This window comes from Vibrio sp. EA2, from assembly GCF_033042495.1.
In the GTDB taxonomy this organism is placed as follows: Bacteria; Pseudomonadota; Gammaproteobacteria; order Enterobacterales; family Vibrionaceae; genus Vibrio.
The window spans coordinates 407648-420838 of sequence record NZ_JAWLID010000004.1; the positions used below are offsets into that span (position 1 = coordinate 407648).

Consider the following 13191-nt stretch of genomic DNA (forward strand, 5'->3'; position numbering starts at 1 on the left):
CTACCTTAGTAAGCGTTCGCGCCGGTGAATCCTTTAAATACCGTCAGGAATATGATCTTTATATCCATCCATACCGACCATTGGTGGATGTATTCCAAATCAAACTCGACGCGTTTTTCCATTTTATCCAGGGTGTCGGTTTCGCCTCGGTAACCGTTAATTTGCGCCCAGCCAGTAATGCCGGGTTTTACTTTATGGCGTAGCATGTAACGGTCGACAATTTGGCGATACTCTTCGTTATGGGCTACGGCATGAGGACGCGGTCCTACGATGGACATGGTGCCTTGTAATACGTTAAAAAATTGCGGTAACTCGTCGAGAGATGTACGGCGTAGAAACCCACCAAACGGGGTAATACGAGGGTCGTTTTTTGTTGCCTGTTTAATGTGTTTACCTTGATCCATGGTGGTCATGGAACGGAACTTCCATACGGCTATTTTGCGGCCATCTAAGCCATAGCGGTGCTGCTTAAAGATGATTGGCCCTTTGGATGTTGCTTTGATGCCGATAGCTATCGCAATAAGTATTGGCGAAATTAAGAGCAAGATCAGACTTGAGAAAATGATATCTTCAAGGCGCTTAATCCAAGATGAAACACCAGCGAAAGGCGTGTCGAAAACGCTGAGAGTCTGAACCTGCCCAATTTGATCCCAGCGAGAATGCAATAAGTTATAGGTAAAGAAATCTGGTATGAGGTATGTGTTCGCGGTGGTGTCAGAGAACTGATTAAGGAGCGATGCGATACGCTCATTTGCATGCATTGGCATTGCGATGTAAACATAATCAACCTCCCCTTTTTTGGCACGTTCTAGCGCTTGGTCAACAGGACCTTTAATTGGGTACTGAGAGTGAGGCAGTCGCTCTGTCGATCGTTCGTCATAGAAACCATCAAACAAGACACCATGCTCGGTATGATTTTGTATTTCATTTGCCAAAGTGATGCCATGCGGAGTCTGGCCGACAATGATGGCTGTGCGTGTATTTAAGCCCATGGTTCGCAAATAGGCTAACCCTGTTCGGAAGCTTAGTCTCCACGCTAGAAGCAAGATCGGAGTAACGCTCACCCAGAGCCCTAAAATGCTGCGGTCAAATAATGGATACACTTCAGAAAAATAAACCACCGCAAACAACAGTGCAACGGTTATTAGCCAGGACATACAGGTGATAAAAGCCTGTGCTTTAAATGAGCTGGTACGCCACGAGCGATAAAGGTTTCCGCTCTCGGCCATCAATAGAAATGAAATGCCAGCGACAAATGAGAGTATGACGTAGTCTTTGTCCGTTGCGGTATGTGTCCCCCTAAATATCAGGAACAGCATAAAGAAGACAATGACGGTCAGATCGGCGATACGATATAGAAAAGCGAATTCCGCCTCATGAGAACGAATAAGTCCTTTGTATTTCATTATCTAGATTCCCTTCTGACACGCTACCGCCATTGGCGTGATTGTCCAATGGTTGTTTTGTGAATGTTTAATTAGTGCACGGGTGATTCAATGAATTTATTGAGCTGCCAAATCAACTAAATTCGGAATTAAGTTTAAAAATTCAGCGTGTAAAGGTAAGTGGAATTAAGAATGAAATTTAAACCCAAGGCTCAGTTTTACATTTAGGATAAAGTTGGTACTTAGAAGAGAGGAATGAGAAAAAGTATTATGAAATTAGACTGAATGTATAGACTAAGGTTTAGCCAGGTAGCCACCGAATGAACTAACTCTTGAGTGAGAAAATTAATGGATTAGTTGTGAGTTTTTTAATTAGTCGTATTGCTATGGGGGCTATGATAATTCTTTTGTTCTAGTAGGCTAGATATAAAAATCCCTCTCGATTGAGAGGGATTGATAGCGACTAAAAATGAATTAATTATTCGACGTCGACGCCATTCTCTTTAAATAAGCGGCGACATGCACGACCATCACTATGGAATAGGTGGCAACGATGTGCAGGAATACCAATTTCTAATTTATCACCGAGTTCGACAGCGAGCGTATCTGGTTGACGGAATATAACGTCAGCATCAGCACCTTCCAGGTTTAGATATACCTGAGTTTCATTGCCTAACTTCTCAACAATCATTACCTCACCGTGGATGCTTGCGTCCGCTTCAGAAGCTGACAGCAAGTGCTCTGGACGGACACCCAAAGACATACGGTCACCGCGATTAACGGTTGTACCGTCAACTGGAATCCAGAACGACACGCCGTTTGAAAGCTGAACTTTCACGCGTTCTGATTCGACTTCATCAATGAATACACTCATGAAGTTCATTTTTGGTGAACCAATGAAACCAGCAACGAAGCGGTTTTGTGGGTAATGGTATAGCTCTAGTGGCTTACCAACCTGAGAGACATAACCACCATCCAAAACGACGATCTTATCAGCCATCGTCATCGCTTCTACTTGGTCGTGGGTTACGTAGATCATCGTACAACCTAGTTGACGCTGCAGCTTAGTGATTTGAGAACGCATGTTTACACGCAGTGCCGCATCAAGGTTAGACAGAGGTTCATCCAACAGGAATACGTTTGGTTGTGAAACCAGAGTACGACCAATCGCGACACGTTGGCGCTGACCGCCTGAAAGTGCTTTTGGTTGACGTTCAAGCAGGTGGCCAAGCTGAAGAATTTCTGCTGCGTGTTCAACGCGTTTGTCAATCTCAGCTTTGTCTGCTTTAGCCAGCTTCAGACCAAATGACATGTTGTCATAAAGGTTTAAGTGTGGATATAGAGCATAAGACTGGAAGACCATACCAACACCACGTTTGGATGGTTCAACGTCATTCATGCGCTCGTCACCAATATATAAATCACCAGAAGTAATGTCTTCAAGACCAGCAATACATCGTAGCAGGGTAGATTTACCACAGCCTGATGGACCTACGAAAACAACAAATTCACCTTCGTGTATTTCCAGGTCTACGTTTTTAGAAATCAAAACGTCGCCATACGCTTTACAAACATTTTTTAAAGTGACACTCGCCATGTAGCTCGTCCTCGATCAAATTTTATTTTTCACCACTCATCATTATATGAATTATCTAGCGAGCAGTAACTGTAGGAATTGGTAAGTTAAGGTAGTTGATAAGAAAAGTAGGGTAGCACTTCAATAAATTGTCCTAAGAAGTGCTACCCGTCACAGCCAAGTACGAGTTTCTCTCCCCCACATTAATAGCGTTGTCTCCCCCGTGAAATAATAACCACAAACAACACCAATCAATGACATTCCACTCGTATGGCAATGCAAAACCAGCATATTTTCACCTAACGTTTTAAGTGTTGCTGGGAAAGGGTTCTTACCATCCACTCTTGGATGGGTGCAGTTTCTAAGATTGTTCCAATGGTCACATCCTCCTAATCGAAATAATTGTGGGGGGAGTAGACGGGGAGGAGTAAAAAAGGAGGAGTAATGAATGAGTTGGGCGGAAATCACATTATCACACCACCTAAAGTTGAAGTGGATCACGACAAAAGCCTTTTTTGTGATTTGAGTCTCCTATGCTTGACGATACAGATCACGAAAATACGCCATAATTGATAGGGCGTAGGGATTAGGAGGATGAGACATATCGGATTATTTCAGATGATATGTGTCGAAATACGGCTGAACCTCAATGGGCTAGCCCTACATCAAAAATATAACAAAGGATACGAACATGAAAAAGTTAAGCGCTGTAGCACTAGGTACTCTTGTTGCTTTAGGGTCATTTGGTGCTCATGCTGCCATCGAAGAAGGCCAGTTGACTATCTGGATCAATGGTGACAAAGGTTACAATGGCCTTGCTGAAGTTGGTAAGAAGTTTGAAGAAGACACGGGTATTAAAGTAACCGTGGCTCACCCAGACGGCCTTCAAGATCGATTCCCACAAACAGCTGCGACTGGTGACGGTCCTGATATCGTATTCTGGGCTCACGACCGTTTTGGTGGTTACGCAGAAGCTGGTCTTTTGGCTGAAATCAAACCTTCTAAAGAAATTCAGGAAGGCATCGTTGATTTCGCATGGGATGCAGTTCGTTACGACGGCAAACTGATCGGCTACCCTGTTGCGGTTGAGTCTCTATCTCTAATCTACAACAAAGACCTTGTTCCTAACCCACCTAAGAGCTGGGAAGAAGTTGCAGAGCTTGACGCGAAACTTAAGAAAGACGGCAAATCTGCAATCATGTGGAACCTAAAAGAACCGTACTTCACTTGGCCACTAATGGCGGCTGATGGCGGTTACGCGTTCAAATACACTTCTGAAGGCTATGACGTTAAAGACGCTGGTATCGCTAAGCAGGGCGTGAAAGATTCTATGTCTTTCGTTAAAGGTCTTGTAGACAAAGGCGTAATTTCTGCAGATATGGATTACTCAGTATCTGAGTCTGCGTTTAACCAAGGTGAAACTGCGATGACTATTAACGGTCCGTGGTCTTGGGGCAACATTGAGAAATCTGGTATCAACTACGGTGTGACTACACTACCTAAATTCCAAGGTCAGTCTTCTAAGCCATTCGTTGGTGTTCTAACAGCAGGTATCAGCACTGCGTCACCAAACAAAGACCTAGCGGTAGAATTCCTAGAAAACTACCTGCTAACTAACGACGGTCTGCGTAAAGTTAATGATGACAAGCCATTGGGCGCGGTAGCACTTAACTCATTCCAACGTGAGCTAGATTCTGATGCACGAATCGCGGCAACAATGGATAACGCAATGAACGGCGAAATCATGCCAAACATCCCGCAAATGAACGCATTCTGGGGTGCGGCTAAGAACGCAATCATCAACGTTGTTGACGGTCGTCAATCTGTCGATGCAGCGCTTGCTGATGCAGAAAAACAAATGACTAAATAATTCAGTAAACCCTTTTTAAGGAGGGGGTAACTCCTCCTTACTTTTCTATACTTATTCTTTATTCGCTAGCAGGTTCCCTATGCAGTCAGTTCAAGGTACAAAAGCTATGACAGCACCAGCAGCCAACCTACCGAGCAGCAAAAAAGTGTTCATTAAATGGGCGCTTTTAGGCACAGTCGGCATCATTAATGGTTACGCAACAATTCTTATGTATTCGCGCGGTGAGATTGCGTTCGCACTTCTTACGATTATTCTTACTGCTCTAGCACTGTACATTTTTGGTAGTAAGAAGACTTACGCTCACCGTTATATCTATCCTGGTATCGCAGGGATGATTTTGTTCATCCTTTTCCCGTTGGCGTATACCGTAGGTCTGGCATTTACCAACTACAGTGCAAAAAACCAGCTCTCTTTCGAGCGTGCTCAAACTGTACTTTTGGACAGAACGTTTCAAAGTGGTGATAGCTACCCGTTCACGTTGTATAAAACAGAACAGGGCCATCAAATTGTGGTCGAGAAAGATGGTGAGCTACTTGCTACGCCGACTTTCCAGCTGCAAGGTTTCTCTGCAACGGATTTGAATCTTGAACCTATCCAAGAAGCGACGGGTGAAAAGGAACAAATCAAAACCATCGTAAGCAACCGTGCTGCGCTGAGCGAGGTCGATCTTCACCTTCCGAGTGGCGACGACATTCGTATGAGTGGCCTGCGTAAGTTTGCAGCCGTGGTCCCTTTGTATACCCTTCAAGAAGATGGTCAGACGCTATATAACAACCGTACTCAAGAAACACTGCTTCCAAACATGGATACGGGTTACTACCAGCCGATTGATGAAAATGGTCAGTTTGTTGGCAGCACAGTTTCACCTGGTTTCGTCGTTGGTATTGGGACTCATAACTTTGAGCGTGTTTGGAAAGATGACGGTATTAAAGAACCCTTTATCAGTATCTTTATCTGGACGATTGTATTCTCTGCACTAACCGTACTCTTCACCCTAATCATCGGTTTAGTATTGGCGAGTGTGGTTCAGTGGGAAGAGCTAAAAGGCCGCTCTGTTTACCGACTTCTACTTATTCTGCCTTATGCGGTTCCAGCGTTTATTTCTATCCTGATCTTTAAGGGTTTGTTTAACCAAAGCTTTGGTGAGATCAACATGCTACTTGAAGGCCTGTTTGGTATCAGCCCTGCTTGGTTCTCTGACCCGTTCATGGCGAAAAGCATGATCTTGATTGTAAACACCTGGCTTGGTTTCCCTTACATGATGATTTTATGTATGGGTCTGCTTAAAGCGATCCCTGATGACCTTTATGAGGCTTCTGCTATCGATGGTGCGAACTTCGTGTCTAACTTTACTCGCATTACATTGCCAATGATGCTTAAACCGTTGACACCGTTGTTGATTGCAAGCTTTGCATTTAACTTCAACAACTTCGTATTAATCCAGTTGTTGACAGGTGGTGGTCCAAACATGATTGGTACCTCAGAGCCTGCAGGTTACACAGACCTATTGGTTAGCTACACCTACCGTATCGCATTCGAAGGTGCTGGTGGTCAAGACTTTGGCCTAGCAAGTGCGGTAGCAACACTTATCTTCCTGTTGGTTGGCGCGTTGGCTCTACTAAACCTACGTGTAACTAAAGTAGCTCAAGATTAAGGAGACATTATAATGGCAATGGTACAAGGTAAGTCATTAAAGTATCGTGTTTGGGCTACTCATATTGCAATGTGGGCGTTCTTGGCACTGATTATTTTCCCTTTGCTGATGATCATCGCGATCTCATTCCGTGAAGGTAACTTTGCAACGGGTAGTCTGATTCCTGATAACCCAACATTGGATCACTGGAAACTGGCTCTAGGTTTCTCTGTGACTAACGCAGATGGTACTGTTACACCACCTCCATTCCCGGTAATGACATGGCTATGGAACTCGGTAAAAGTAGGTGGTATCTCAGCGGTTCTGATTGTAGCGCTATCGACAACGTCTGCTTACGCGTTTGCTCGTATGAAGTTTAAAGGCAAGAACACCATCCTAAAAGCGATGATGATCTTCCAAATGTTCCCAGCAGTATTGGCTCTGGTTGCCCTTTACGCTCTGTTCGACAAGCTTGGTCAGTACATTCCGTTCCTGGGTTTGAATACTCACGGTGGTTTGATCTTCGCTTACTTGGGTGGTATCGCCCTGCATGTTTGGACGATTAAAGGTTACTTTGAAAGTATCGACTCTTCTCTGGAAGAAGCGGCGGCACTGGATGGTGCGACACCATGGCAAGCGTTCCGTTTGGTATTGCTTCCATTGTCAGTGCCAATCCTGGCGGTAGTATTTATCCTATCGTTCATCATGGTAATCGGTGAAGTTCCTGTAGCATCACTCCTACTTTCTGATGTAAACTCATACACACTTGCAGTAGGCATGCAGCAATACCTGTACCCACAAAACTACTTGTGGGGCGATTTCGCAGCTGCTGCAGTACTATCAGCAGTGCCAATCACTGCAGTATTCTTACTTGCTCAACGCTGGTTGGTTGGTGGCCTAACCGCCGGTGGTGTGAAAGGATAATCTCAACTGGTCTTTGAGGTTGACAAGAATAACTAGAAAAGGGCGACCAGAAGGTCGCCCTTATACTTAGCATTGATATTACAATTTTGGTTTGGCCGCCGATCAGTAATATCGTGCTTATATTGGCGTTACGCATAGCTGGCTGTTAGCTTAGTTCCTTACGACACAATCACTAACAGTTCCTTGTAACCATAACCTGAGTTTCGGCTCAGGTTTTTTTATGCTTGTTAATTACTATTTTTACCCAGTAAAACTCCCACGCAACATGCGTTCGTATACCACGATAAAGGCAATCAGGAGCAATGATTAGTTAGTTGCTGGTATTAGTGTAAGCAGGCCAAGGTTATCGGCTTTGTAATGGATTACATATAACCTTGGAGGTTGCCTGCGTAGCACTTCACATAAAAATTATCGTGTAAAAGCTGAAGGTTGAAGGGAAGGTAAACGGTTCGTCGCTACAACTCGCGGCTGGAAGGCGCACATCCGACATATTGGAGCAGTGTATATAAGCTTTCTTGCTGTAGTGCGACACGACGAAATAGGTTGGCAAAGGTCACATCACCGCCAAAGCATGTTTGAATATAATGGTTAATTTCAGTCTCGTTGTAACCTTCGACATACATAGTTCTTACCCATTGATATTCGACCGCTTTTAAATTGGTCAATGTATCTTCACTTAAGGTGGTTTTTACTGGTCCCAAGTTCCAAACTCATCCATTTCCAAATTAGTGCAGGGATTTAAGCAAAGCAAGGTGAAGGATTTATGACAGGGGGAGGTGGGTGTGTGAAACAAATGGCAGAACCATGACATTGCTTCACACAAAAATTAGGGAAAGCGATTTATGAAGGCGTAGCTGAGCGTAACCAGTTATTTAAGGAGTTTAACGTGAGCTTCCATCTCTTCGCCGATTTCTTTACGCATATTCATCAGTGCAATGGCAGATCGTTCTAATGCTTTGTCTTCATCTGATTCAGGCATCCATTTAGGAACGTCGGTTGGTTTGCCCTCTTCGTCGACGGCCACCATAATCACAATACAGTGAGTGGTTAGACGGTTTTTCATCTCTTTAGGGTCGCTCGCCTGCACATCAATAGCAATGTGCATTGAGGTGCGTCCAGTGTAAATGACTTTTGCACTTACTTCGACGAGGTTACCGACGTGGATAGGAGCAACAAAACGAATCCCACCCGCATAGGCGGTAATACAGTACTTCCCGCTCCAAGCGGCTGAGCATGCATAAGCAGCCAAGTCGATCCATTTCATTACAGCGCCACCATGGACTTTACCACCAAAATTGACGTCGCTAGGCTCTGCTAAAAAGCGAAGGGTAATATCTCTTTGACCACTGCTCATCTGTCATTCCTTTGTGAGTTTGTAAATACAACCATACATTGCAATAAAACAACTATACGTTGAATTAAAACACCCGTACCTTGCATTGTATAAAAAGTGTACCATACTTTTGAAAGTTTACTACAAGTGTGGATGTTTTATATGAAAAAACGAATCCTTAAAAACTCCAAAGTTAAGAACATTTCTCGTTTTGTTAGCTTGAAGACAGATTCTGTTCAAACAACTGAATCTGATCTTGAGTTTGATGCATGTTTTCATTTTGAATTCGCTCCACACGTAAAATCATTTGAAACACAGCCTCTGGGTTTTGAATATCGATTAAATGGGCGGTTACGTCGTTATACTCCTGATATGCTCTGTTATTTCAATGATGGCTATGCGACATATTATGAAGTGAAGCCTAAGTGGGTAACTGAACGGGATGAATTTAAGGAAAAATTTGATGCACAGAAACAACAAGCTATTGCTAACGGATATGACTTACTTGTTCTGACTGAAGATGATATTCAAATTTATCCTTTGCTCGACAATCTGAAGATCATTCATCGCTACGCTTGTTCTGATAGTCTCGATGATGTGCAGGTTAGGCTTTTAAAATTGTTTCAAAAATACGGTGAAATGCGAATCTCGCAAGTATTAAACACCAGTCAGGGGCAAGCTGCTTCTATATTACCTGCGCTTTATGATTTGATCGCAAAAAACATTCTAGAGTTTGATTGGCATTACCCAATCAGTCATGATTCTCTTGTCTGGAGAGTTTCATGAGTGACGACTTTGAAAATCTTCATGCTTTTGGCAGTTTTTTCCCTGAGAAACACTCGAATACTTCGGTGCCTAAGACATCAAAGGGCACGCGATTTGGGATTGAACTTCAAGACAGTTATCAAGATCTTTTTTCATTCGATGAAAAACGAAGAGATGAGGCAATCCATCGGTATAACATATTAGATTATCTTATTGAATTGCACGGCTCTAGTTTAACCTTAAAGAAAATATCAGGTTCGATGAAGGGTCTTGAAGATAAATTTCATCCAAATGTACCGTCTGCATCATCGATATATCGTTATTGGAGTACTTTTAAGAAATCTGGATTTTTACTTTCTTCGTTGATTCCTGGAGTAACGAGAGGTAATACAAAGCAACGAAAAACCTTGGAACTGGAAGAGTATATAGAGAGTGCTATAAAATCATATTTCTCGGAAGAGTCGCCAACAATTCAACAAGCCTTTACGTTATTAGAAACGGCAATAGATAGACATAATGAGTGTAATGACACCCAATTATCTTTTGAATATGAATCCTTTAGAAAAAGAATTGTTAAAAAAACAGATTATGAAAGGCTGCTAATTAAAAAGGGGAAAAAAGCCGCCGATACATACTACAAGAAAGTCGGACAACGACCGGAAACGACTCGAGTTTTGCAGCGTGTTGAAGCTGATCATACTCGCCTAGATTTGTTTGTGATTGATGATGCTCGTAAGCTTCCTCTTGGGCGCCCGTGGCTTACATTACTTTTTGATACTCATACTAAAAGTGTTGTTGGTTTCTATCTTGGGTTCGAGCCACCAAGTTATTTATCGGTTTCTCTAGCGCTAGAAAATGCGATTTTACCTAAGTATTACGTTAAAGAGTTATATCTAGAAGTAAAAGGGGAGTGGCCATGTTATGGCTTACCAGAACACCTTATTGTTGATAACGGTGCTGAGTTTAATAGTAAAGACTTTGTAACCGCCTGTAAAAACTTACGAATTAAGGTTAAAAAGAATCCCGTTAAAAAGCCTTGGCTGAAAGGATCTGTTGAACGGTATTTTCGAACTATCAACAATAAACTGCTTTCTGGGATTCCAGGTAAGAGCTTCAGTAATATCTTCGCTCGCGGCGATTATAATCCACAAAAAAATGCGATTATTACCCGTTCAGATTTGATGAAAGTTATCCATATTTGGCTTATCGATATATACCAATCTAGCCCTAATGGTTTGGAAAATAATATACCTAATCTTTCTTGGGCTGATGCTATGCGTAGTGCTCTTCCACCTCGCTCCTTTAATGGTTCAATAGATGAACTAAGGTTTAATCTTGGGAAAAATGTTGAGGTTTCTCTAGATAGAAACGGTATCCGCCTTAAAAAAACACTACGTTATTCAAGTTCATATCTTGCTCAGTATTTCGGAAAGCATACATATGATGGTAAGAGCATTAAGGTAAAAATAAAATATAATCCAATTTGTATGGGTGAAATATACGTTCTGGATGAAGATAAACACGAATTTTTTGCCGTAGAATCAGTGGATCCTGACTACGCATATTCAGTGTCAGAGTGGCTTCACAAAGTGTGTTGCGATTATGCACGAGACCATATAAGGAATAACTATAGACATAATGATGTTATTAAAGCTTGGAGAGTGATATACGATATCATCGATGAAGCACTGCACCTATCTAGCAACGGTAAGCAGGCTAATATTGGGATTAGAGAAGCCTCTAAACTTGAAAGGGTGCGTGAGCATGCTGAGCGGACCAAGTCTCATCAAAAACCAGAGTTGCAGATTTCGAGTAATGACGATATTGATTGGGACGTTGAAGTGAATACTGATGGCTGGAAAATTGATTCGGTTCGAGGAACAAATAAGTGAATTATTCTGCGAAAGCACTCCACCAACAGGTGAAGAGTATTTTTATTAGTAATTCTCAGATAGATGAAATTCTCTCGGACATAGAGGAATGTCGAGAGGAGAGTGATGGTATATCGGAACCAGAATGTCTAATTGTTGTTGGTGATAGTGGGTCAGGCAAAACCACTATTATAGATAAATATTTAGCAGATAACCCTAGGATGGAAGCTAATGATGGTTCTATCATTCCCATTTTGTTCACTTCGTTACCCGCAAATGCCAATCCAGTTACCGCCTCGGAAAGGCTGTTATCTTCTATGGGAGATCCGTTAGCATTTAGTCATGGAAAAGATCCAGCCGAGCTGATGAAAATAGTCAACGATTTGCTTCGCGAGTGCAGAGTTGAGCTCATTATCATAGATGAGTTCCAGCATATGATTGACCGTAAAAGCAAAGATGTACTTCATAGTACAGCTGACTGGTTAAAGATGATAATCATTGATTCAAAAATACCCGTTGTGCTTTTTGGAATGCCTTATTCAACCGAGATTTTGCGGGCCAACAATCAATTACGAGGGCGTTTTGAGTCTCAAAACCATTTAAGGCCATTCAGGGTCAAAGACACAAGTGAGCGAATCAGATACAAAACATTTCTGACGATGTTAGATGAAGCCTTACCCTTTTCAAAGAAATCTGGGTTGGCATCTGAAAACATAATGAAAAGGGTGTATGTTTTTTCCAAGGGAAACATGCGGTTGATTCGGCGCTTGATCAATAAAGCCGCGAAATTTGCTTTGCTAGAAAATGCTCCGTGTATTTCTTTAAAGCATTTTTCACGTGCTGCACCCAAAGTTAGTCGGGATGCTTGCGAATCATTTAACCCATTTGATACAGATATCAAAAAACTTAAAATTATTGAACCACCAGAAGATGTTGGTTGGGAAAATTATCTTGCTGCAAAAGGAGATTGAGCACAGTTAATTACCTTAAATCTGAAGGGCCGTTTGCAGTAAAGATTGTACCCTACTAAACCCCAACAAACGCCTCAATCACCCGTTCTCTAAAACGCCCCAGAGTGAGCGACCCATAAGGAACAGAATTTTCGTTACCTATCTGCACACTTGTATCGCTGTTGTTCCATTTGAACTCCCCCGATGTTGCTGAGGTAGTGACATGAGGTGGGCTCGCTTGATGTAAATGTGCGCCTTCAATCTCTGCCTCCTCAGGCAGTTTTATATAAAGACACGAATCAGGAATATCTTGCTCGATTTCTTCAGAAAATTTCACAAGATTTTCTTCAGCAAGCGTGTACAGCCAAGCTTCTTGATTGTCGCCATCCGTGACTCTAAGTATTCGCCCTAATACCTGACGGAAATACAACTCCGTGCGAACATTACTCAAATGGCAACAGACTTGAAGCCTTGGAATGTCAGTTCCCTCACTGATCATTCCAATGCTGATAATCCAAGGGGAGTGACCATTTTTGAATTGTTCAATTATCTTTTGAGCATCTGGGTCATGATAAGAAACCATCACGCTGGGTTGCTTTAGCTGTTCATTCAGGATTGTTTGAATTTGTCTCGCATGTGCAACGGACGAAGCGACGATAAGTCCGCCTGCATCTTGGTTGGATGCTCTAAAGGAAAGTAGCTTACTGGCAGATAGTTTGAGAATATGAACTAAAGCATCTGTATCCTGTAAGATACTAGAATAACTTATTTTTTGTTCTTTACATAATGCTTGAATCGATGAATAAGATTTACTTTCTTCTGGGCTGACATATTGCAACTGCTCGTTATCAACTAACACGAGTTTCGGCTTTCGACATACTCTG

General features: G+C 42.4%; 11 protein-coding genes. 6 read left to right on the forward strand and 5 right to left on the reverse strand.

What is annotated here, in order from left to right:
• Window positions 1-5 precede the first annotated feature (5 nt).
• Complete coding sequence (locus RXX31_RS12750) at window positions 6-1406, reverse strand: undecaprenyl-phosphate glucose phosphotransferase (protein ID WP_317589803.1); 1401 nt, start codon at window positions 1404-1406, stop codon at window positions 6-8.
• Window positions 1407-1863: 457 nt separating this feature from the next.
• The gene (gene malK / locus RXX31_RS12755; RefSeq protein WP_317589805.1) at window positions 1864-2982 is read right to left on the reverse strand and encodes a maltose/maltodextrin ABC transporter ATP-binding protein MalK; all 1119 of its coding nucleotides are present in this window, start codon (window positions 2980-2982) and stop codon (window positions 1864-1866) included.
• 670 nt (window positions 2983-3652) lie between these two features.
• Here malK and malE point away from each other — a divergent pair.
• The 3 genes from malE to malG all read left to right on the forward strand — a co-directional run bounded on the left by malE (window position 3653) and on the right by malG (window position 7388).
• Window positions 3653-4831: a maltose/maltodextrin ABC transporter substrate-binding protein MalE gene (malE, locus tag RXX31_RS12760; RefSeq protein WP_065298151.1), complete on the forward strand. Its 1179-nt coding sequence runs from the start codon at window positions 3653-3655 to the stop codon at window positions 4829-4831.
• A 79-nt stretch (window positions 4832-4910) separates the two neighbouring features.
• Window positions 4911-6485 (forward strand): maltose ABC transporter permease MalF, encoded by a 1575-nt coding sequence (gene malF / locus RXX31_RS12765; RefSeq protein WP_317589806.1) that lies wholly within the window; start codon window positions 4911-4913, stop codon window positions 6483-6485.
• Between the two features lie 12 nt (window positions 6486-6497).
• Complete coding sequence (malG, locus tag RXX31_RS12770; RefSeq protein ID WP_014234862.1) at window positions 6498-7388, forward strand: maltose ABC transporter permease MalG; 891 nt, start codon at window positions 6498-6500, stop codon at window positions 7386-7388.
• A 455-nt stretch (window positions 7389-7843) separates the two neighbouring features.
• Here the strand turns inward: malG and RXX31_RS12775 are convergent, their stop codons facing one another.
• Together RXX31_RS12775 and RXX31_RS12780 are read right to left on the reverse strand one after the other, a co-directional pair.
• Window positions 7844-8053 (reverse strand): hypothetical protein, encoded by a 210-nt coding sequence (locus RXX31_RS12775; protein WP_411197982.1) that lies wholly within the window; start codon window positions 8051-8053, stop codon window positions 7844-7846.
• Between the two features lie 203 nt (window positions 8054-8256).
• Entirely contained in the window at window positions 8257-8742 is a 486-nt protein-coding gene (locus RXX31_RS12780; RefSeq protein ID WP_317589809.1) for an acyl-CoA thioesterase, read from the reverse strand.
• 141 nt (window positions 8743-8883) lie between these two features.
• Here RXX31_RS12780 and RXX31_RS12785 point away from each other — a divergent pair, with 141 nt between their 5' ends.
• Genes RXX31_RS12785 through RXX31_RS12795 form a run of 3 tightly spaced genes read left to right on the forward strand, consistent with a single transcriptional unit; the run spans window position 8884 to window position 12328 of the window.
• Window positions 8884-9507 (forward strand): TnsA endonuclease N-terminal domain-containing protein, encoded by a 624-nt coding sequence (locus RXX31_RS12785; protein ID WP_317589811.1) that lies wholly within the window; start codon window positions 8884-8886, stop codon window positions 9505-9507.
• On the forward strand, window positions 9504-11378 hold the full coding sequence (locus RXX31_RS12790; protein ID WP_317589813.1) for a Mu transposase C-terminal domain-containing protein: 1875 nt from the start codon (window positions 9504-9506) through the stop codon (window positions 11376-11378). Before RXX31_RS12785 ends, RXX31_RS12790 begins: the two co-directional genes overlap by 4 nt.
• Window positions 11375-12328 carry a TniB family NTP-binding protein gene (locus tag RXX31_RS12795; RefSeq protein WP_317589814.1) on the forward strand — a complete coding sequence of 318 codons (954 nt, stop codon included), beginning with the start codon at window positions 11375-11377 and terminating at the stop codon, window positions 12326-12328. The genes RXX31_RS12790 and RXX31_RS12795 overlap by 4 nt, the downstream gene beginning before the upstream one ends.
• A 55-nt stretch (window positions 12329-12383) precedes the next feature.
• Here RXX31_RS12795 and RXX31_RS12800 read toward each other — a convergent pair.
• Window positions 12384-13191 (reverse strand): DEAD/DEAH box helicase (locus RXX31_RS12800; protein ID WP_317589815.1); only part of this gene is annotated, 808 nt, incomplete at its 5' end.